The sequence below is a fragment of the uncultured Streptococcus sp. genome, from assembly GCF_963521255.1.
Lineage (GTDB): Bacteria > Bacillota > Bacilli > Lactobacillales > Streptococcaceae > Streptococcus.
Genome location: NZ_CAUQTU010000005.1, coordinates 50,782 through 71,379, shown reverse-complemented (window position 1 = coordinate 71,379; position 20,598 = coordinate 50,782). Strand labels below are relative to the sequence as shown.

The window sequence follows — 20,598 nt, the reverse complement described above, 5'->3', positions numbered from 1 at the left end:
ACCTAGTTTTCTTAACTAATATTCACTAGCATATAAAACATTTCTAAATATCCCTAAAACACCATCTCTCCACTCTCTTCCAGCGTAAACTTGACATTGTCCTCAATCCACTTACGGCGTGGTTCTACTTTATCCCCCATGAGGACATTGACGCGGCGTTCGGCGCGTGCTAGGTCTTCGATGGTGACACGTATGAGGGTACGGGTTTCTGGATTCATGGTTGTTTCCCAGAGCTGGTCCGCATTCATCTCTCCAAGCCCCTTGTAGCGTTGGAGTGTTGCGCCTTTACCAAACTGCTTGCGGAGTTCTTCTAACTCGCCATCTGTCCAAGCATAGGCCACTTCTTCTTTCTTGCCTTTCCCTTTGGACATCTTGTAAAGAGGTGGAAGGGCAATATAGATATGACCTGCTTCAACTAACGGACGCATGTAACGGTAGAAAAATGTCAAGAGCAAGGTCTGGATATGGGCACCATCTGTATCGGCATCGGTCATGATAATGATTTTGTCATAGTTGGCATCTTCAATAGAGAAGTCTGCTCCCACACCTGCACCAATAGTATAAATCATGGTGTTAATTTCTTCATTTTTGAGAATATCCGCCATCTTGGCCTTGGCTGTATTGATAACCTTACCACGAAGGGGCAAGATTGCCTGGAACTTGCGGTCACGGCCTTGTTTGGCAGAACCACCGGCAGAGTCCCCCTCAACCAGATAGAGTTCATTCTTAGCAGGATTCTTAGACTGGGCTGGGGTCAATTTTCCAGAAAGCAAGCCCTTGTCTTTTTTATTTTTCTTACCATTACGACTCTCATCACGCGCCTTACGTGCCGCTTCACGAGCGTCACGCGCCTTGATAGCCTTGCGAATAAGATTAGAAGCCAATTCTCCATTTTCCATGAGGAAGAAAGTCAACTTATCAGCCACAATTCCATCCACAACTGGACGCGCTAGAGGACTTCCTAGCTTATCCTTTGTCTGGCCTTCAAACTGCAAATGTTCTTCAGGAACTAGGATAGAAAGAACGGCTGCTAGTCCTTCACGATAGTCTGACCCTTCAAGGTTTTTATCTTTTTCCTTGAGAAGACCTGTCTTACGCGCGTAGTCGTTCATAACCTTGGTAATGGCAGACTTGAGTCCTGTCTCATGCGTTCCACCGTCCTTGGTACGAACGTTATTGACAAAGGATAAAATGTTATCTGAAAATCCATCATTATACTGGAGGGCAACTTCTACTTGGAAACCATTATCTTCGCCTTCAAAGTACAGAACTGGTGTCAAGGTTTCCTTGTCTTCGTTCAGATAAGAAACAAAGTCCTGTACCCCATTTTCATAGTGGAATTCAATCCCTTCATCTGTTCGTTTGTCCGTTAATGACAAGGTCACATTTTTCAAGAGGAAGGCTGATTCATTGAGGCGCTCTGAAATGGTATTGTACTTGAAATCTGTCGTAGAAAAGATCGTCGCGTCAGGCATAAACGTAACCTTGGTACCTGTTTTAGATTTGGGTGCTGTACCGATTTTCTTCAAAGTCGTAACAGGTTTCCCTCCATTTTCAAAACGTTGCTTGTAGATTTCACCATCACGAGTGATTTCAACTTCTAACCAGCTAGAAAGGGCATTAACAACGGAAGAACCCACCCCATGAAGTCCACCTGATGTCTTGTAGCCTCCTTGACCGAATTTTCCTCCAGCGTGGAGAATAGTAAAGATAACCTCAACAGTTGGAATTCCCATAGCATGCATACCTGTCGGCATCCCACGTCCGTGGTCTTGAACCGTTAAACTGCCATCTTTATTGATGGTGACATCAATACGGTCACCAAATCCAGACAAGGCCTCATCAACTGCATTATCGACGATTTCCCAGACTAGGTGATGGAGACCTGCCCCATCAGTCGATCCGATATACATCCCTGGACGTTTTCGGACCGCATCCAACCCTTCTAGCACCTGAATGGCATCATCATTATAATTGTTAATATTGATTTCCTTTTTTGACACAAGGAACCTCCTATTCGTTTATCTTTACTATTCTACAGGTTTTCTAAGGATTTTGCAAAATTTTTCTTTCTCCGGTGTGACAATTTCAGAAGAGATTCTCTGCCTTTCTTCTCCATTTCATGATATAATAGGAGTATGATTACAATAGTTTTATTAATCCTAGCCTATCTGCTGGGTTCGATTCCGTCTGGTCTCTGGATTGGACAAGTATTCTTTCAAATCAATCTGCGCGAGCATGGTTCTGGTAATACTGGAACGACCAATACCTTTCGTATTTTAGGTAAGAAATCTGGTATGGCAACCTTTGTGATTGACTTTTTTAAAGGAACTCTAGCAACGCTTCTTCCGATTATGTTTCATCTGCAAGGCGTTTCTCCTCTCATCTTTGGACTTTTGGCTGTTATTGGCCACACCTTTCCTATCTTTGCAGGATTTAAGGGAGGCAAGGCTGTCGCAACTAGCGCTGGAGTGATTTTCGGATTTGCTCCTGTCTTCTGCCTCTACCTTGCGGTTATTTTCTTTGGAACCCTCTATCTAGGTAGTATGATTTCACTGTCTAGTGTCACAGCATCTATCGCAGCTGTTATCGGTGTTCTACTCTTTCCACTTTTTGGTTTTATCCTGAGTAACTATGACCCTCTCTTCATCGCTATTATCTTAGCACTCGCTAGCTTGATCATCATTCGCCATAAGGACAATATCACACGCATCAAAAATAAAACTGAAAATTTGGTCCCTTGGGGATTGAACTTGACTCATCAAAATTCTAAAAAATAAACGCCAGTTTGAACAGAACTGACGTTTTTTTGTATGCTTATTTTGATTTGATATAGTTGATACCATCTGCTTTTGGTGCGACTGCTTTTCCAAAGAATGCTGCTAAGACAAGAATTGTCAAAACATAAGGTGCGATTTGAAGGTAAACCGCAGGTACTCCTTGTAGGAATGGCAATTGAGATCCGATAACAGCCAAACTTTGTGAAAGTCCAAAGAAGAGACTAGATAGCATGGCTCCGATTGGATTCCATTTTCCGAAGATCATCGCAGCAAGGGCAATAAATCCAGGTCCAACAATAGTTGTCACTGAGAAGTTGACTGAGATGGATTGAGCATAAATTGCTCCTCCAATTCCACCTAGGAAACCTGAAATAATAACCCCTAAATATCTCATTTTGTAGACATTGATTCCCAAGGTATCAGCTGCTTGAGGATGTTCACCTACAGAACGGAGACGAAGACCAAATCGAGTCTTGAAGAGGATAAACCAAGCAAGGAATGAGAAGGCAATGGCCAGATAACCAAGTAGACTAGTTGACTTGAAGAAGATATCACCAATCACTGGGATATTTGCCAAGACTGGGAAATCAAAGCGTCCAAAAGTCTGACTTAGGTTGTCGGTTTGTCCTTTGTTATAAAGAACTTTCACTAAGAAAACAGCTAAGGCTGGCGCCATTAAGTTCAATACCGTACCGCTGACAACATGGTCTGCACGGAAATGAACCGTCGCTGCTGCGTGGATAATAGAGAAGAGACCTCCAACCAATCCTGCCACAAGCAAGGATAACCAAGGAGTTGCTGCTCCAAATTGTTCTGCAAATTCAAGGTTAAAGACAACTCCAGAAAAGGCACCCATAACCATAATTCCTTCAAGACCGACGTTGACCACACCACCACGTTCAGAGAAAACACCACCGATACTTGTAAAGATGAGAGGTGCTGAGTAAATCAGCATAGAAGACACCAAGAGGGTGAGCAAGGTTGTAATAGACATCTTTACTTACCTCCTTTAACTTGTTTTTTCGGTTTGACAAAGCGTTCGATAAGGTAATGAACACTGACAAAGAAGATAATAGACGCTGTTACAATGCTGACAAGCTCAGACGGTACCTGCGCCGCATTCATACCAGGGGCTCCAACTTGGAGAACACCAAATAAGAAGGCTGCAAAGAGAATACCAATTGGTGAGTTGGCCGCAAGCAGACTAACCGCCATACCGTTAAATCCGACAGCTAAAGATGACCCTTGAACATAGACGTTCTGGAAGGTTCCAAGTCCTTCAACGGCTCCACCAAGACCAGCCAAGGCACCTGAGATAATCATTGATAGGATAATAGTCCGTTTGGCAGAAATACCAGCGTATTCTGAAGCATGTGGATTAAGACCAACCGCACGGATTTCAAAACCAAGGGTTGTTTTCTTTAGCATGAACCAAATGACTGCAACGGCAATGAGAGCAAAGAAAATACCAATATTCATCCGCGAGTTACCAGTCAACTCAGCCAACCAAGGGGTCTGATAGGTTGCATTAGCCCCAACACGAATCGTCGAATCGGTACTTTGCATGAAGTCTTTAGGGAAAGCATGGATAAAGGCATTCCCTACATACAAGACGATGTAGTTCATCATGATGGTTACGATAACCTCTGACGTCCCTAGATAGGCCCTAAGAATACCTGGAATCGCTCCGACAATCCCACCAGCAATCAAGGCAATCACGATAGTCGCTAGAATCATCAAGGGACGTGGCATATCTGGATGCGACAAGGCAAACCAACCACTGAGAATCCAACCTGCCAAAGCCTGACCAGGAAGCCCGACGTTAAAGAAGCCTGCACGACTGGCAACAGCAAATCCAAGACCAATCAAGACCAAAGGCCCCATAGCACGGAAGATTTCTCCAATCCCACGTAGACTACCAAAAGCTGTATAGAACAATTCTTCGTAGCCCCAAATAGCATCATAACCGAAGATCCACATGACAATGGCCCCAAGTAAAATTCCTAGGAATACAGAAATCAAGGGAACCGAAATTTGTTGTAATTTTTTAGACATCACTCTTCTCCTTTCCCAAGTTTCCACCAGCCATTAAGACACCAAGTTCTTGTTTATTGGTTGTTTCTGGTGATACAATACCTTGAATCTTACCATCGTGGATAACGGCAATACGGTCTGAGACGTTTAAAATCTCATCTAGTTCAAAGCTGACAACAAGGACAGCCTTGCCATTATCACGCTCTTCAATCAAGCGCTTGTGGATATATTCAATGGCACCGACATCCAGCCCACGAGTTGGCTGGCTGACGATAAGGAGATCAGGATCTCGATCAATTTCACGAGCAATAATTGCTTTTTGTTGATTTCCCCCTGAGAGTGCAGCTGCAGGAACAAATTCACTGGCAGCACGAACATCAAACTCTTCCATTAACTTTTTAGCATAAGAAGTGATATTCGCATAGTTCAAAATTCCATTTTTACTATGTGGTTCTTTATAGTAGGTTTGAAGGGCAATATTTTCAGAAATCATCATTTCCAAAATCAAACCATCACGATGACGGTCTTCTGGAACGTGCCCAACACTCAACTCTGTAATCTGACGTGGGTGCAAGCCTACAATTGAATTTCCTTTTAGCTCAATGCTTCCAGATTCAACCTTGCGAAGACCTGTGATAGCTTGAATCAGTTCAGACTGACCATTTCCATCAATCCCCGCAATCCCAACAATCTCTCCAGCACGAACATCCAAGGACAGATTTTTCACAGCTGGGATACCGCGGTTTTCATTGACCACCAAGTCTTTAATAGACAAGACCACTTCTTTTGGTTGAGAGGCTTGCTTCTCTGTTTTAAAGGAAACAGAACGTCCCACCATCATTTCTGCTAAATCAGCATTGGTAGCTCCTGCAATTTCGACTGTTTCAATTGATTTCCCACGACGGATAACTGTAACACGGTCAGAAACTGCTCGAATCTCGTCCAACTTGTGGGTAATCAAGATAATTGATTTTCCTTCTTTGACAAGATTTTTCATAATAGCCATCAACTCATCAATTTCTGATGGAGTCAAAACCGCCGTTGGTTCGTCAAAGATAAGGATATCAGCCCCTCGATAAAGAGTTTTTAAAATTTCTACACGTTGTTGAGCTCCAACCGAGATATCTGCCACCTTAGCAGAAGGATCCACAGCTAAGCCATAACGTTCAGAAAGAGCCTTGATTTCTTTGCTAGCTCCAGCGATATCTAACACACCATTTTTAGTCAATTCACTACCTAAAATGATGTTTTCAGCCACTGTGAAGGCTTCTACCAACATAAAGTGCTGGTGAACCATTCCAATTCCTAAGCTAGCCGCTTTTGATGGCGAGTCGAGGTTGACAACTTGACCGTTGACCACAATTTCACCACTGGTTGGTTCAAGAAGCCCTGCTAACATGTTCATGAGCGTGGACTTTCCAGCCCCATTTTCTCCTAAAAGTGCATGAATTTCACCTTTTCGTAGGTGCAGGTTGATTTTGTCGTTGGCAACAAATTCACCAAACACCTTGGTGATATCACGCATCTCAATGACATTTTCGTGTGCCATGTGCTCTTCCTTTCAGAGTCTTATTTTATTTCAATAAAACTTGCTAGTTTCTCTAGTAGCAAGCTTTACTGAGACAAAATGACTTTGTCTCAACTCTTAAAAAGCGGCCAAAGGCCGCTTCCTAAGAAATGACTTCCATCCATTATTTTTCAGGAACTTTTACGCTTCCATCAAGGATTTTAGCTTTTGCAGCTTCGACAGCTTTTTTACCTTCTTCTGAAAGGTTTGTTACTGCCAAGTCAACCCCTTTATCTTTCAATGAGTAAACGATCACTTGACCGCCAGGGAATTCACCTTTTTCTGCTTTGTTAGCAATATCTTTTACAGTTGTACCAACTTGTTTCAAAGTAGATACAAGAACAAAGTTTGATTCTTTGCCATCTTTAGAAGTGTATTTACCTTCTGCTACTTGGTCACGGTCAACACCGATAACCCAAACTTTTTCATTTTCAGGACGGCTTTCGTTGAGTGATTTTGCTTCTGCAAAGACACCAGCACCTGTTCCACCTGCTGCTTGGTAAACAACGTCCGCACCAGCTGCGTATTGTGCTGCTGCAATTGTTTTACCTTTAGCCGCATCACCAAATGAACCAGCGTAGTCAACTTGTACTTTGATAGATGGATCTACTGACTCAACACCAGCTTTAAATCCAGCTGCAAAACGTGAGATAACTTCAGATTCAATACCACCTACAAAACCAACTTGTTTTGATTTAGTTGTTTTAGCTGCTGCAACACCCGCAAGGTAAGCAGCTTCGTTATCAGCAAATGTTACGCTAGCAACATTCTTTTGATCTTTAATCACATCATCAATCAAGACATAGTTCAAGTCAGAATGGTCTTTTGCTGCTTCTTCAACCGCATTGTGAAGGGCAAAACCAACACCGAAGATTAGGTTGTAGCTTCCAGCCGCTTGTTGCAAGTTGTTAGCGTAGTCAGCTTCACTTGTTGATTGGAAGTAAGTGAAACCTTTATCTTTTGAAAGATTGTGTTCTTTACCCCAGTCTTGCAAACCTTCCCAAGCTGATTGGTTGAATGATTTGTCATCAACACCACCAGTATCAGTGACGATTGCTGCTTTTGTCTTCATATCGGAAGATGAATCTGCCTTACGAGAAGAGCGGTTACCACATGCAGCAAGTCCAACTGCTGCTACTGCAACTAGACCAAGGCCTAGCCATTGTTTCTTGTTCATTACTGAACCTCCTAAATAAGATGTGCAACGATGTTGCAAGTATGGATTGGTTGGTCACAAGGACCGTGCCACTCAGAGAGCGACTCAGACTAGTTTAAGTCTGTAAAAGAGTATGGAAGTAACTCCCCGACCGTCATCTCGACCGTCGATTTATCTTTTGCGACTAAAGTCACTTTTAAATCATGTTCAAAAAATTCAGCCATCACTTGGCGACAAGCACCACATGGTGAAATTGGTTTTTCAGTCTGTCCATAGACAATCAATTCTGAAAATTCTCTTTGACCTTCAGAAACTGCTTTAAAAATCGCTGTACGCTCTCCACAGTTGGTCAAAGAATAACTAGCATTTTCAATATTGACACCTGTATAAGTGCTGCCATCTTTCGCCACTAGAACAGCTCCAACTGGAAAGTGAGAATAAGGCACATAGGCTTTCTTGCTGGTTTCAATTGCTAGTTCAATCAACTCAGTAGTCGCCATCAGCCAATTCTCCTTTTAGAATTGCTACCCCAGCTGACGTTCCGATACGAGTCGCACCTGCTTCCACAAAGGCAAGAGCATCTACATAAGAACGAGCTCCGCCAGCAGCCTTGACTCCCATATCAGGTCCAACTGTTTCACGCATTAATGTAACATCTGCTATCGTAGCACCACCAGTTGAAAAGCCAGTAGATGTTTTAACAAAATCAGCTCCAGCTTTCTGGGCTAATTGACAAGCCGCAACTTTTTCTTGGTCGGTCAGAAGGCAAGCTTCAATAATGACTTTCACTAACTTGTCCCCACTTGCTTCCACAACAGCACGGATGTCCGATTCAACCAAAGCTAAATTGCCTGATTTGAGAGCCCCAACATTGATCACCATATCAATCTCGTCTGCACCATTTTGAATAGCTTCCTTTGTTTCAAAAGCTTTCACAGTTGAAGTTGTTGCTCCCAAAGGGAAACCTACTACTGTGCAGACCTTAACATCTGTGCCTTCAAGCCCTTTCTTAGCATGTTCAACCCAGGTCGGATTAACGCAAACACTGGCAAAATCATACTCTCTAGCTTCAGACAACAAACAATCAATTTGATTTTCTGTCGCATCTTGTTTTAAAAGCGTATGATCGATATATTTATTTAATTTCATATTCGGATTCTCCTGCGGTTTATGAGATAATTTCTATAATTTCTCGTAAACTTTGCACCCTATCATTTATTTTAACATATTTTTGAAAATCTGTAACTAGCTGAGGAGAAATTTTTCCATTTGTGTATACTTTTGCAACAATTTCTCCCTTTTGAACAGAGTCTCCAACCTTCTTTTCAAAAACAATTCCTGTTTCATAGTCCAAGGTATCAGACTTAACTGCACGACCTGCCCCCAGTCTCATAGCATAGAGGCCAAATTCCATAGCTGGGAGAGCTGAAATGACACCTGTTTCCTGAGCAGGGATTTCCACCACATGGGCTACATTTACAGGACGATAGAGGTCTTCCAAGTCTCCACCTTGGGCTTGGACCATCTCCTCAAACTTAGCCAGTGCCTTACCATTTTCAAGATGTTGGCGGACTTCTTCAACTGTCTTGTTTACATTTGCTAAACCAAGCATAATTTGAGCCAGTTCACAGATGAAATGGGTAATATCCTGACGACCTTGACCCTGTAAAATCTCCAATGCTTCAAGGATTTCGAGGCGATTTCCAATTGCTCTTCCCAAGGGTTGGCTCATATCTGTAATCACGGCTACCGTCTTTCGACCAACTGCCTTACCAAGTTCCACCATGGTTTGAGCCAATTCACGCGCCTCATCAACCGTCTTCATGAAAGCACCCTCTCCGACAGTTACGTCTAGTAAAATAGCATCTGCTCCTGCCGCAATTTTCTTGCTCATTACCGAACTCGCAATCAAAGGAATCGTGTCGACAGTTGCGGTCACATCACGGAGGGCATAGAGAAGTTTATCTGCTTTGACAAGCTGGTCTGATTGCCCAATGACAGAGACACCAATATCCTGTACCTGACGAATAAAATCCTCTTGACTACGTTCTACTTGATAGCCCCTAATGGATTCCAATTTATCAATTGTTCCACCTGTATGGCCTAGACCACGACCACTCATTTTCGCGACTGGAACACCAAAGCTTGCAACAAGAGGAGCCAAAATCAAGGTCACCTTGTCACCAACACCACCCGTAGAATGCTTGTCAACCTTAGCCCCATCAATAGCGGATAAATCAAACTCTTGACCAGTCCTAACCATTTTCATGGTCAAATCAGATATTTCTCGAGTCGTCATTCCTTTGAAATAAACAGCCATAGCAAAAGCAGACATCTGATAATCAGGAACAGCTCCTGACACATAGCCTTCTACCAGCCATTCAATTTCACTCGAAGTCAATTCTTGACCGTCTCGTTTTTTTTGGATTAAATCAACTGCTCTCATTCTTTCACACTTCTAAGGATATAGTATCCCTTATCTTTTTTGACAATTTCACAATTACCAAACACATCTTCCATCTTGGACTTGGCACTTGGAGCCCCTTGTTTTTTCTGGATAACGATTGTTAAATCTCCACCAGTTTCCAAAAAATCTTTACTTTTCTCAATGATTTCATGAACCACTTGCTTGCCCGCACGGATAGGAGGATTGGAAATCACATGGTCAAATGTGCCTTCAACTTGTTCATAGATGTTGGACTGGAAAATCGTCGCTTCTACTTTATTTCGTTCAGCATTTTGTCGCGCCAAATCCAAAGCACGATTGTTGATATCGACCATGGTCGCCTGAACTCCATAAACCTTAGATAAAGACAAGCCCAAAGGTCCGTAACCACAGCCTACGTCAAGGACAGTTTCTCCTTGGTTGACCTCAAGACACTTGAGCAAGAGTTGACTGCCAAAGTCAATCATTTTCTTGCTAAAAACACCCGCATCCGTCAAAAAGGTCATTTTTTGTCCCAACAACTCCACTCTCAACTCATGAATGTCGTGAGCAGCGTCAGGATTTTCTGCATAATACATTTTACTCATGAAACTATTTTATCATAATTTGACTTAAATTGTAAATCGTTTACAAATTGATAATGAAATGAAAAAGACTGAAGAAAGCTAGTAAGTAAAACCTTTTCTTCAATCTCTTTCAACTTTTATAACCTAATAACAAAGCACGTAGGACTAGATATCTCATAGTCTATAGTCTGGCACATTTTTATTTCTTTACCTTCAAATACTTTATTATCAACAAAATTCCCAACAGAATGTTTAGATAAAAGCCCAACTGATACGTTTTTGTCAGGAATTCCAAACTTGTCCAAAGTCGTATCAAATCTTCGAGTGACATGCGGAATAAATAACCCTCTGTAGCAATCCATAGGACTAAAAAGACATAACTTCCAGCAGCAAGCCATTTCGTCCACCGTTTTTTTAGGAAGAAAGCAATCAAGAGCGAACAGATAAAGACAGCTGTTACAATGGCATGTTCCATCAAAAAAGTAAAACCGTAATAGGTTTCCACAAAACGTCTACCATTATCCGCATTCGCTCCTTTTAAAAAAGGTAGTGCAAAACTTAAAATAAAACAGAATTCCAATATGTAACGTTTTAAGATTTTCATAGTACACCTCCTATAAGTTGTGAATCCCAAAGCCCCCTTTATAAGCTTACAAATCAGTAGAAACTATCTCCTACTTCATCATTAAATTGGTCAACCTCTATCTACCTCTATTATACGATATTGGCTTAGCAGCATCAAGAAACCGCTTTATTTTTTTAGCTTTTTATGGTATGATAGACAAAATATCTAGGGGAAAACAAATGACCAACGAATTTTTACATTTTGAAAAAATCAGCCGCCAGACTTGGCAATCTTTACATCGAAAGACAACACCTCCTTTGACAGAAGAGGAATTAGAATCCATCAAGAGTTTTAATGACCAGATTAGTTTACAGGATGTTACCGATGTCTATCTACCCCTAGCCCATCTCATCCAAATTTACAAACGTACCAAGGATGATTTGGCCTTTTCAAAAGGAATTTTCCTTCAACGCGAAAGCAAATCCCAGCCTTTTATCATTGGGGTTTCTGGTAGTGTTGCCGTTGGAAAATCCACAACTAGTCGCCTACTTCAAATCCTGCTATCCCGTACACTTACAGATGCTAGGGTTGAGTTGGTAACAACTGACGGCTTTCTCTATCCCAACCAGACCTTGATTGAGCAAGGGATTCTAAATCGTAAGGGATTTCCTGAAAGCTATGATATGGAAGCTCTTCTCAACTTCTTGGACCGCATCAAAAATGGACAAGATGTAGATATTCCTGTCTATTCTCATGAAGTCTACGACATCGTCCCTGAGGAAAAGCAAAGCGTTAAAGCTGCTGATTTTGTCATTGTTGAGGGAATAAATGTCTTTCAAAATCCACAAAACGAGCGTCTCTACATTACTGACTTCTTTGACTTTTCCATCTATGTTGACGCTGCAGTCGATGACATCGAGAGTTGGTATCTAGACCGTTTCTTGAAAATGCTGAGCCTAGCCCAAAACGACCCTGATAGCTACTATTATCGTTTTACACAAATGCCGATTGGGGAAGTGGAATCCTTTGCCCATCAGGTCTGGACCAGTATCAATCTCACAAATCTACAAAATTATATTGAACCGACCAGAAATCGTGCGGAAGTGATTCTTCATAAAACAAAGAACCATGAAATCGATGAAATTTACTTAAAAAAATAATTTTCCCTTGTCAAAACGTAAGTTTTCAGATATAATGGTATAGTTAGTAAATATGGAGGTAAGAACATTGGCAAACATTAAATCAGCTATCAAACGCGCTGAATTGAACGTTAAACAAAACGAAAAGAACTCAGCTCAAAAATCAGCTATGCGTACTGCTATCAAAGCTTTCGAAGCAAACCCATCTGAAGAACTTTTCCGTGCTGCTAGCTCAGCTATCGATAAAGCAGAAACTAAAGGTTTGATTCACAAAAACAAAGCAAGTCGCGACAAAGCTCGTCTTTCAGCTAAACTTGCTAAATAAGAAACAGTCCATAGAGGCTGTTTTTTTGTCTCCAAATAGGAAAAGGTAGAAAATGAAAATTGCAATTATCGGATATTCTGGTGCTGGTAAGTCAACGCTAGCCGAAAAGTTATCTAACTACTACTCCATCCCAAAACTTCACATGGACACACTCCAATTTCAACCTGGTTGGCAAGACAGTGACCGTGAATGGATGTTGGATGAGATGAAAAAATTTCTCACCAAGCATGAAGCTTGGGTCATCGATGGTAATTATTCTTGGTGCTATTACGAGGAAAGAATGCAGGAAGCTGACCAAATCATCTTTCTCAATTTTTCGCCATTGACCTGTCTCTTTCGAGCCTTTAAACGTTACCTCACATACCGAGGCAAGGTCAGGGAAAGTATGGCAGCTGGTTGTCAAGAACAATTTAATTGGGAGTTTATCCGATGGATTCTCTGGGATGGACGGACTAAAAATGCTAAGGATAGATACCAATACTTAAACAATACTTACCCAGAAAAGATGCGTATTCTCCATTCTCAAGCAGAGATTGATTGTTTTTTGCGATCTTTAAAAAAGTAAACAATATAGTAGCATTTCATTAAAATCAGCATGTACTGATTGACTAAAAAAGGAAGTTTTTCATCCAGAAAGTCTTCCTTTTTTCCTTTTATTCAACAATTAAAAATAACTCGAGCAATTTATAAATCAACAATAAAATTCCCCTAGAAATGAAGAGAATCTTGTTCATAGTTTCTGAGTTCGTGATACAAAAAAACTGAAGGATGTATAATCCTACTTCTTTCAGTTTTTTATTGTCTCAATTTAGAAAAAACTTCTCCAATCTTACCTTCGATAACTAAATCAGCTTGGCTGTCTTGAGGAGTGCTGGACTTGTTGATAACGACAAGATTTGCCCCTGAAAAATAATTGATTAGGCTAGCTGCAGGGTAAACAACTAAGGAAGTGCCACCAATAATCAACAAATCTGCTTGCTGAATGACTTGGGCTGCGCGACTAAATACATCCATATCTAGCTCTTCCTCATAAAGGGTTACGTCAGGTTTGACCACCTTGCCACAATCTAAGCAGTAGGGAACTGGACCTTCAAGTGCCAAAAAGGCAGTCAAATCATAAAAGCGATGACAGCCCAAACAATAATTACGATCTGCACTACCATGCAGTTTCAAAATTTTCTGAGATCCTGCCATTTCATGGAGACTATCGATATTTTGCGTCACAATCGCCTTTAATTTACCTGTTTTTTCCAACGACGCTAGATAATCATGTGCTACATTCGGCTTGGCATCAGGATAGACCAGATACTTTTTGTAGAAATCAAAAAAATCCTCTGGATAGCGCTCAAACATAGTGCGTGAAACCAGTTGCTCGGCAGTAAAATGGCGACCTAGTTTCAGACTATATATACCATCTGAACTACGAAAATCTGGAATATTAGACTCTGTAGAAACCCCTGCACCACCGAAAAAGACAATTCTCTGACTTTGATCAATAATACCTTGTAATTGTTCAATCTTATCCATTTTGTACTCCTAGGAATTTTCAAGTTAAAAAGTTGAAAGTCTTGACTTCTTGTCAACTTGACTTCCAACTTTATTTGATTATGATTTAGATATTAAACTGACTAGTCTCGGTCCTTTGACACAATTAGGCTTCCTTCAATTTCCTTATTCTTACCTATTTCAGGATTGATTCATTGTTGATAATTATCATTTTGAAAACAAGAGAAATCATTCTGAATATAGCCTGCCTTTAGTCTGCAATTAAGGTTTCTAATCCAACCTTCATCATATCGGTGAAGGTATTTTGGCGTTCTTCTGCAGTTGTATCTTCATCTGGATTGACCAAGCTATCAGAGATAGTCATAATAGCTAGCGCATCAACATGGTGTTGGGCTGCCAGATAGTAAAGGGCTGCTGCTTCCATTTCCACAGCCTTGACTCCCCATTTACCAAGCTCGATGTTCTTTTCAAAGTAGTTTGAATAAAAGACATCAGAAGACAAAACGTTCCCAACATGGGTTGTCATACCGAGTTCTTTGGCGATATGGTAAGCCTTATCTAGCAAATCAAAGCTAGCGATTTGTGGAAAATCGTACTGTGGCCAGTCATTACGGACGATGTTTGAGTTAGTTGCAGCCGCCTGCGCCAAAACCAATTCACGAACGTGGACATCTTCATTCAAAGAACCCGCAGTTCCCACACGGATCAATTTTTTCACACCGTAGTCAACAATCAACTCACGCGCATAAATCGAAATCGATGGCATTCCCATCCCAGTTCCCATGACAGATACACGGTGACCCTTGTAAGTACCTGTGTAACCAAACATGTTACGAACTTCGTTAAAGCAAACAGCATCTTCAAGAAAATTCTCCGCAATAAATTTCGCACGAAGAGGATCCCCAGGAAGAAGAATTTTATCAGCAATTTCACCCTGCTGAGCAGCAATATGGATAGACATAGTTAAGATATAAAGGGCGACAGAGAACAAAGTAAAAATAGAAAACTGACGAAGCATCGACGATGCTAGGAAGTTTATCTTTTTTACACAGTTCTCCGTCCGTATTCAGTTCAATGAATACAGTTAACCCATCCTTTCTTTATTTTATGAAGATTAGAGAGCGACAAGAAAACGACTGAAAATTAGGAATCTGACGAGAAATCAGGATTTCTCAGTCAGATTATCTATTTTCCAAGTTTTCCGCTCGTGTTCAAATCAAAACACACGCTCTACCTTTCTTATTTTTGATATTTTGTAAAAACTAGCACAAATTAAAATATCTAGTTTGCCTGTAATTCTAATTTGTAAGCGAATCTAAAAAATTATGCAATTTTGCATTCATTTCAGAATAATCGTTACCACGCAATTCTTCAGGTGATTGAACAAAAGATAATGTTTGATGTTGTTCTATCAATCGTTCTTCACTATCCGCAGCAACCAATAAATCAATCGCTTCTAAATCAAACTCTAAATGTACTTGGAAAGCATAATGTTTAGGGCTAAAGCGAACAATCTGTCGTGGACAACCTTGACTGGTAGCAAGGATTACCGCTTCGTCTGTCAAGCCCGGCATATCACCATGCCAGTGACCAACTAAAAGCTCGCTACCAAAATGTTTGAGGTGTTTATCTGCTAGTCCTTGACTAGTCATCCTAATAGGGAATACACCTATTTCTCTTTCGGGACTATGCTCATATTGCCCCCCATAAGCAACAGAAAGTAGTTGCGCTCCTAAGCATACACCTACAATATATTTATCTTCTTCTATTGCTTGTCGAATGAGTCTAATTTCTTCTTTTGGATGATAATAAGGGAAATGTTCTTTATCTTCATCAGGAGATTGCGGACCTCCCATAATAATAAGAAAATCAATATCAGAAACTGTTTGGGGTAAAGCTTCTCCCTTATAAACCCTTGTTATTTCGATATCATGACCTCTTGATTGAGCCCAAGTTAGATAAGCACCTGGGACTTCAAAACTCTCATGTAGTATAAAATGCACTTTCATTAGTTTGTCTTCCTAAGTTTTTAGAAAAGTTTTCCGCTCGTATTCAAATCAAAACACACGCTCTACTTTTCTGTTTAATTTTGTTCTCTCATAGAAAGCTACCTGAATTCTGTTCAAAATCAGCTAGTACTTTCTTATAAACTAGACAAATATAACTGTCATTGTATCGTCAGATTACAAGACATCATCGTCACTCACCTTGGAATTCAAAGTCGTACCCCAGTGAGTGATTTTTCGATGTGGTTGGGCCAGGAGAGGTCTGTTATCATAGATTGTTTGCCATCTATTCCAAAAAAGACCAGTTCTTTTCTCAATCTTAATTCGAAGATTGCGCATATTAGACCTAATTGGGAGATTGAGGATAGATCCTGCGGTCTGATTGCGCCCATTCCCTTCCCAAGAACGACTTCGGACAACTGAATTTCCATCTTTATCTACTGTAACTTCTTCCCACGATATTGAATAACGTGCAATATAAGCACCACTATGTTGAATAGTTAGGGTTTTATCTTTTACAGGAGTGTAGTTTAACAGTTGTACAGGCTTAGAAGCTTGAGTAGTTGCATTATTTTTAGCTACAAATCGAAAAACCTCTACTTCTGCAAGGCTGAGAGCTTGATTTTTTTGACGCAATTGAATGCGAACACGGCGACCTAATTTACCATTCAACTGGAGATCTAAACTGCTTCCTTCTAAACGAGAAACATATTGTCTAGCAACTTCTGTCCCTTTTTCATCATATAAAATCACATCAAAGTCTGAGAGACGTTTAGAAAGTTCTCCATCCCCACGATTATGAAGGCGAACAAGTCCTACCTGTTCTGTACGACCTAAATCAACTTCCCACCAAGGCTGGTTTTCAAATTTTGTATGGGTAATTGATTGCTGGCTATAACTACTATTGGTGTTGCCATCCAAGGCACGACTAGCATCTCCACCAAAATCAGTAGAACTTTGCTTAGCTTGTTTTTTCCAAGCGATATTCTCAGCACGATATACTTGGACTTCTGCGAGACTAAGAGCATTATAACCATCTAACTCAATGCGTACAAAACGAGCTTTCTTATAATCAATTGAAATCTGAGCGGAACTATCTCGCAAGTATGCAATGCGCTTTCTTTCAATTTCTTTCCCAGAACTATCTAAAAGAATCACATTAAAATTGGTAAGTCTATCCTGAGCAGTATCTGTTCGATTATAAATATTGATTTGACGAATCGTTTCTTCCTTGTCTAAATCAACTTGCCACCAAGGTTTTGATTGAAAATCTGTATGAGTGACAGAGTTATGTCCGTAATTCCCATCTAATTTCCCATCAACCGCTCTTCTAGCATCTCCTCCAAAAGCTGTCGAACTTTGAGTTACTCGTTTTCCTAGAGCTATGTTTTCAAATGATTCTGAACTAGGTTGAGTAGACAAGAGGGGAACTTCCTTTTTCTTAAAGAAATAAACTTTGTCCAATTTTTGATCACGATATCCCTGTTTATCAAGCGTATCACGTTTTCCAATATTAAAATTCGGGATAGCATTCATTCTACTTTCAAAATAACCACGCGAACGGTGCTTGAAACTAGAGTTACCTGTAAAGGTTACAATATCATTATCATTACGAATCAAGGATGTCACAACATTATCATTATCGACCACATAATGTTTTATTTTTCCAGATAGAGCTAACTTACGACTTTCTAACCCTACATCCCAGAAACCATTTTTAGCATTCCAAACAGTTCGAGAAGTAATTACTTTAGGAGCGCTAAATGTCGTAACTTTTTTCAAAACATTATTATAAAAAGTAGGATATTTCTGATAAGCTTCAACCGCTGCTATTTGAGCTAAGTAGCCTCCTAGCGAATGACCTGTCATATAAAGATTGGTGATACTTGAATCCTGCGCCAGTTCTTTTACAACATTACGGATATCATCCGCTTGTGCAGGTTTATTTCCACCAAATAAAACCAAATCTGTACTTAAATCCTTGGCGTCATTAACTCGCGTTCCACGTATAGCCAACATTTGAACAGTATTGTCTTTTAAATAAGGGAGATCGCTCTTGGTCTCAAATAAGAAAGCATCCAATCCACTTGCTGTATGATAAGCCTTTTTCATCTTCCAAAACGGTGCCAGTTCATTGTGCATCATTTTATATTCTTGACGATCAAGATAAAGACTTGGAAAAGGATTTTTATGATCTAGAATTTTGTCAATGTAATCATCATCACGATAAGCCAACTCCATAAAAAGGAGGGAATCACGATCTGTGACATACCATTGTTTCTTGTTATCATCTTCCCCATCTGCTAATCCATCTCCATCACTATCTGCTAGTAATGGATGGCTATGGTAACCTAAATAGTCTTTTCCATCTTTATTGTAAATATACAATTCATCCTTATTTTTTATTCCATCATGATCATCATCGCCATCAGGATCTAAAAATTTTCCACCGTATAAAGAATTATCGACAAGATCCTTCTCTACATGGAGTTCACCTTTAGAAATTTTGACAAAGTCTGCCTCTGTTACTGGACGAGAATTTTTCGGCTCATCCTTTAGAATTTCCTCTTTCTTCAATTCCTCATGAGATACAGCAGATTCTCTTTTATATAATCCTTCTCCTTCTTTTTCTTTCTGATTTTTAACAACTTCTTTTGACTCTAAAGTTGATTGAGGAGCTGTAGCTTTCTCCTCTGTAATAGATATTTCCTGTTTTTTATCAGTACTTTCTTTTATGGAACTATCCGTTGCATTTATTACTAGAGGAGTCTCATTTTTCACAACTGGGCTTCCTTCGTTGGCAGAAATTCCTGTCGGTGCTAAAAAAGCAAAACCAACTGCAACAGACACAACTCCGATACTTAGTTTTTTTATACCAAAACGTATAATTCGTTGATCAATTCTCATTTATTCATATATCTTTCTTTTATTTTTTCCCCCTCTTTACCAACAATATTCTCCAATCAGCTAATCTCCTTTAGCGTCATAGTTCCATTTTTATATTTGGTTAGCAAGGATTTGATGAGATTTATAAAAGTATAGAAACCTCATTCATTTTTATATCATACTTCTATATAGAAGTTAATTGTTTCATTCATCTTCCAATTTATAGAGATGTTTTCACACTTATTTTTCTTTCTCATAGTGCTGCAAGAATCGCTTTCAGCAAGCCTTTGAAGTCACCTTTAACACGTTCAGTCACTTCTACAACTTCCTCGTGGTTGAGTTCTTCTTGGAAACCAGCTGCAAAGTTAGTGATACATGAAATTCCCAGAACTTTCAAACCTGAGTGGGCTGCCACAATAACTTCAGGAACTGTAGACATACCGACTGCATCTGCTCCAAGTGTCTTATAGGCACGAATTTCTGCTGGTGTTTCATAAGTCGGACCAGTCACACCGATATAGACACCTTCATCAAGCTTGATACCAAGTTTTTTAGCCACTTCATGGGCAGTAGCACGGTATTCTGGTGTGTAGGCCTTAGACATATCTGGGAAACGTGGACCAAACTCATCCAAGTTTTCACCCATCAATGGGTTCTGCCCCGTCATATTGATATGGTCTGAGATAGTCATCAAGGTACCAGGACCAAATCCAATACCACCAGCTGCATTGGTTACAATGACACCTTCACATCCAAGAACTTTCATGACACGTACTGGGAAAGTCACGACTTCCAGAGGATTTCCTTCGTAGAAATGGAAACGTCCTTGAAGAGCCAAGACCTTGCGACCTGCAAGTTTTCCATATACCAATTTACCAGCGTGACCGACTACTGTCGAACGGCCCCAGTTGGGAATATCTGCATAGTCTACTACAACTGGATTTTCGATTTCTTCTGCCAATTCTCCAAGTCCTGATCCAAGGATTAGACCGAACTTAGGTGCTTGGATTCCCTTGTCTTTCAGGAAGGCAGCTGTTTCATTGATTTTATCTAAAAATGTCATTGTGTGTCTCCTTTATTAGTTTTTTAGCATTTGACCGATTTTGTCAAAAGTTTTAGCATTGCGAATGGTGATTTGGCGGTAGAAAGGCATCTTGAGTAAGTATTTGTGATAGGCTGTTTCGTAGTATGATTCTTCAGAGAATTTCCCCCAGAAAATCCCAAGTCTTCCAAAATGAACGACTTCATCTTCCAGTTCCAAACTGTTCACTTTCTCGAACACTTGATCCACATCCAAGCTCTCCGTGTAGAAGAGTACATCTTTTCGTGCCAAATCTTTGGTCCACCAATCTGGCAGATTTTCCAGCTCTGCTTCATAATCTTCCTGACTCAGCAAGGAAAAGCTCTGAATAAATGGATAATGGATTTCAAAGAATGCCTCTAACTTTTCAACCAATCGTTCTTTGGGGTCTGTCGAAGTAAAGAAAATATTGCCACTGTTGATGTAGGTCTCAACCTTTTCCAGTCCCAACTCTGTCAGTTCTTGACGAAGTTGCGCCATGACAACCTTATTCTTCCCACCGACATTAATGCCCCTTACCAGTAAAGCATAGCGCGTCATC

General features: G+C 40.4%; 19 protein-coding genes and 1 pseudogene. 4 read left to right on the top strand and 16 right to left on the bottom strand.

The window, feature by feature from the left end; genetic code table 11:
• Positions 1-53 precede the first annotated feature (53 nt).
• A complete protein-coding gene (gene parE / locus RWP09_RS05085) occupies positions 54-2,003 on the bottom strand; it encodes a DNA topoisomerase IV subunit B (protein WP_314434699.1) in 1,950 nt (649 codons plus the stop codon).
• 135 nt (positions 2,004-2,138) lie between these two features.
• On the opposite strand from parE, the gene plsY reads away from it, so the two are divergent.
• Entirely contained in the window at positions 2,139-2,780 is a 642-nt protein-coding gene (gene plsY / locus RWP09_RS05080; RefSeq protein WP_314434697.1) for a glycerol-3-phosphate 1-O-acyltransferase PlsY, read from the top strand.
• A 37-nt stretch (positions 2,781-2,817) separates the two neighbouring features.
• Here plsY and RWP09_RS05075 read toward each other — a convergent pair whose 3' ends face one another.
• From RWP09_RS05075 to RWP09_RS05035, 9 genes are all read right to left on the bottom strand, one after another.
• Complete coding sequence (locus RWP09_RS05075) at positions 2,818-3,774, bottom strand: ABC transporter permease (protein WP_000029124.1); 957 nt, start codon at positions 3,772-3,774, stop codon at positions 2,818-2,820.
• Between the two features lie 2 nt (positions 3,775-3,776).
• Positions 3,777-4,835, bottom strand: coding sequence for an ABC transporter permease (locus RWP09_RS05070; protein WP_060806311.1), 1,059 nt, complete (start codon positions 4,833-4,835; stop codon positions 3,777-3,779).
• Positions 4,828-6,363, bottom strand: coding sequence for an ABC transporter ATP-binding protein (locus RWP09_RS05065; RefSeq protein ID WP_314434688.1), 1,536 nt, complete (start codon positions 6,361-6,363; stop codon positions 4,828-4,830). The genes RWP09_RS05070 and RWP09_RS05065 overlap by 8 nt, the downstream gene beginning before the upstream one ends.
• A gap of 142 nt (positions 6,364-6,505) precedes the next feature.
• Entirely contained in the window at positions 6,506-7,558 is a 1,053-nt protein-coding gene (locus RWP09_RS05060; RefSeq protein ID WP_314434686.1) for a BMP family protein, read from the bottom strand.
• An 89-nt stretch (positions 7,559-7,647) separates the two neighbouring features.
• A complete protein-coding gene (locus tag RWP09_RS05055) occupies positions 7,648-8,037 on the bottom strand; it encodes a cytidine deaminase (protein WP_314434683.1) in 390 nt (129 codons plus the stop codon).
• Positions 8,024-8,686: a deoxyribose-phosphate aldolase gene (deoC, locus tag RWP09_RS05050; RefSeq protein ID WP_314434680.1), complete on the bottom strand. Its 663-nt coding sequence runs from the start codon at positions 8,684-8,686 to the stop codon at positions 8,024-8,026. The genes RWP09_RS05055 and deoC overlap by 14 nt, the downstream gene beginning before the upstream one ends.
• Before the next feature lie 19 nt (positions 8,687-8,705).
• Positions 8,706-9,983 (bottom strand): pyrimidine-nucleoside phosphorylase, encoded by a 1,278-nt coding sequence (locus RWP09_RS05045; protein ID WP_314434675.1) that lies wholly within the window; start codon positions 9,981-9,983, stop codon positions 8,706-8,708.
• A complete protein-coding gene (locus RWP09_RS05040) occupies positions 9,980-10,570 on the bottom strand; it encodes a class I SAM-dependent methyltransferase (protein ID WP_314434672.1) in 591 nt (196 codons plus the stop codon). The genes RWP09_RS05045 and RWP09_RS05040 overlap by 4 nt, the downstream gene beginning before the upstream one ends.
• Positions 10,571-10,748: 178 nt before the next feature.
• Positions 10,749-11,153, bottom strand: coding sequence for a hypothetical protein (locus RWP09_RS05035; RefSeq protein WP_314434669.1), 405 nt, complete (start codon positions 11,151-11,153; stop codon positions 10,749-10,751).
• A gap of 200 nt (positions 11,154-11,353) precedes the next feature.
• Between RWP09_RS05035 and coaA the strand changes: the two genes are divergently transcribed.
• The 3 genes from coaA to RWP09_RS05020 all read left to right on the top strand — a co-directional run bounded on the left by coaA (position 11,354) and on the right by RWP09_RS05020 (position 13,143).
• Entirely contained in the window at positions 11,354-12,274 is a 921-nt protein-coding gene (gene coaA / locus RWP09_RS05030; protein ID WP_124787327.1) for a type I pantothenate kinase, read from the top strand.
• A 67-nt stretch (positions 12,275-12,341) separates the two neighbouring features.
• Positions 12,342-12,578, top strand: a complete 237-nt coding sequence (gene rpsT, locus RWP09_RS05025; RefSeq protein ID WP_001274000.1) for a 30S ribosomal protein S20 — start codon at positions 12,342-12,344, stop codon at positions 12,576-12,578.
• A gap of 52 nt (positions 12,579-12,630) precedes the next feature.
• Positions 12,631-13,143, top strand: a complete 513-nt coding sequence (locus tag RWP09_RS05020; RefSeq protein WP_314434663.1) for a DNA topology modulation protein — start codon at positions 12,631-12,633, stop codon at positions 13,141-13,143.
• A 230-nt stretch (positions 13,144-13,373) separates the two neighbouring features.
• Here the strand turns inward: RWP09_RS05020 and RWP09_RS05015 are convergent, their stop codons facing one another.
• The 6 genes and pseudogenes from RWP09_RS05015 to RWP09_RS04990 form a co-directional block, all read right to left on the bottom strand.
• Positions 13,374-14,105 (bottom strand): NAD-dependent protein deacylase, encoded by a 732-nt coding sequence (locus RWP09_RS05015; RefSeq protein ID WP_314434660.1) that lies wholly within the window; start codon positions 14,103-14,105, stop codon positions 13,374-13,376.
• Positions 14,106-14,334: 229 nt separating this feature from the next.
• Positions 14,335-15,045, bottom strand: a complete 711-nt coding sequence (gene deoD / locus RWP09_RS05010; protein ID WP_000022096.1) for a purine-nucleoside phosphorylase — start codon at positions 15,043-15,045, stop codon at positions 14,335-14,337.
• A gap of 337 nt (positions 15,046-15,382) precedes the next feature.
• A complete protein-coding gene (locus RWP09_RS05005) occupies positions 15,383-16,093 on the bottom strand; it encodes a type 1 glutamine amidotransferase (protein ID WP_314434657.1) in 711 nt (236 codons plus the stop codon).
• 174 nt (positions 16,094-16,267) lie between these two features.
• On the bottom strand, positions 16,268-18,997 hold the full coding sequence (locus RWP09_RS05000; RefSeq protein ID WP_314434654.1) for a thiol-activated cytolysin C-terminal domain-containing protein: 2,730 nt from the start codon (positions 18,995-18,997) through the stop codon (positions 16,268-16,270).
• A gap of 232 nt (positions 18,998-19,229) precedes the next feature.
• Positions 19,230-20,039 carry a purine-nucleoside phosphorylase gene (locus tag RWP09_RS04995; RefSeq protein ID WP_314434651.1) on the bottom strand — a complete coding sequence of 270 codons (810 nt, stop codon included), beginning with the start codon at positions 20,037-20,039 and terminating at the stop codon, positions 19,230-19,232.
• Positions 20,036-20,597: pseudogene (locus tag RWP09_RS04990) on the bottom strand (DUF1697 domain-containing protein). The gene RWP09_RS04995 and the pseudogene RWP09_RS04990 overlap by 4 nt, the downstream one beginning before the upstream one ends.
• Position 20,598: the final 1 nt, after the last annotated feature.

Bases quoted from the DNA above. Each gene is read 5' to 3' on its own strand.
- plsY (WP_314434697.1), top strand. From the start codon at position 2,139: ATGATTACAATAGTTTTATTAATCCTAGCCTATCTGCTGGGTTCGATT.
- RWP09_RS05075 (WP_000029124.1), bottom strand. From the start codon at position 3,774: ATGTCTATTACAACCTTGCTCACCCTCTTGGTGTCTTCTATGCTGATT.
- RWP09_RS05070 (WP_060806311.1), bottom strand. From the start codon at position 4,835: ATGTCTAAAAAATTACAACAAATTTCGGTTCCCTTGATTTCTGTATTC.
- RWP09_RS05065 (WP_314434688.1), bottom strand. From the start codon at position 6,363: ATGGCACACGAAAATGTCATTGAGATGCGTGATATCACCAAGGTGTTT.
- RWP09_RS05060 (WP_314434686.1), bottom strand. From the start codon at position 7,558: ATGAACAAGAAACAATGGCTAGGCCTTGGTCTAGTTGCAGTAGCAGCA.
- RWP09_RS05055 (WP_314434683.1), bottom strand. From the start codon at position 8,037: ATGGCGACTACTGAGTTGATTGAACTAGCAATTGAAACCAGCAAGAAA.
- deoC (WP_314434680.1), bottom strand. From the start codon at position 8,686: ATGAAATTAAATAAATATATCGATCATACGCTTTTAAAACAAGATGCG.
- RWP09_RS05045 (WP_314434675.1), bottom strand. From the start codon at position 9,983: ATGAGAGCAGTTGATTTAATCCAAAAAAAACGAGACGGTCAAGAATTG.
- RWP09_RS05040 (WP_314434672.1), bottom strand. From the start codon at position 10,570: ATGAGTAAAATGTATTATGCAGAAAATCCTGACGCTGCTCACGACATT.
- RWP09_RS05035 (WP_314434669.1), bottom strand. From the start codon at position 11,153: ATGAAAATCTTAAAACGTTACATATTGGAATTCTGTTTTATTTTAAGT.
- coaA (WP_124787327.1), top strand. From the start codon at position 11,354: ATGACCAACGAATTTTTACATTTTGAAAAAATCAGCCGCCAGACTTGG.
- RWP09_RS05020 (WP_314434663.1), top strand. From the start codon at position 12,631: ATGAAAATTGCAATTATCGGATATTCTGGTGCTGGTAAGTCAACGCTA.
- RWP09_RS05015 (WP_314434660.1), bottom strand. From the start codon at position 14,105: ATGGATAAGATTGAACAATTACAAGGTATTATTGATCAAAGTCAGAGA.
- deoD (WP_000022096.1), bottom strand. From the start codon at position 15,045: ATGTCTATCCATATTGCTGCTCAGCAGGGTGAAATTGCTGATAAAATT.
- RWP09_RS05005 (WP_314434657.1), bottom strand. From the start codon at position 16,093: ATGAAAGTGCATTTTATACTACATGAGAGTTTTGAAGTCCCAGGTGCT.
- RWP09_RS05000 (WP_314434654.1), bottom strand. From the start codon at position 18,997: ATGAGAATTGATCAACGAATTATACGTTTTGGTATAAAAAAACTAAGT.
- RWP09_RS04995 (WP_314434651.1), bottom strand. From the start codon at position 20,039: ATGACATTTTTAGATAAAATCAATGAAACAGCTGCCTTCCTGAAAGAC.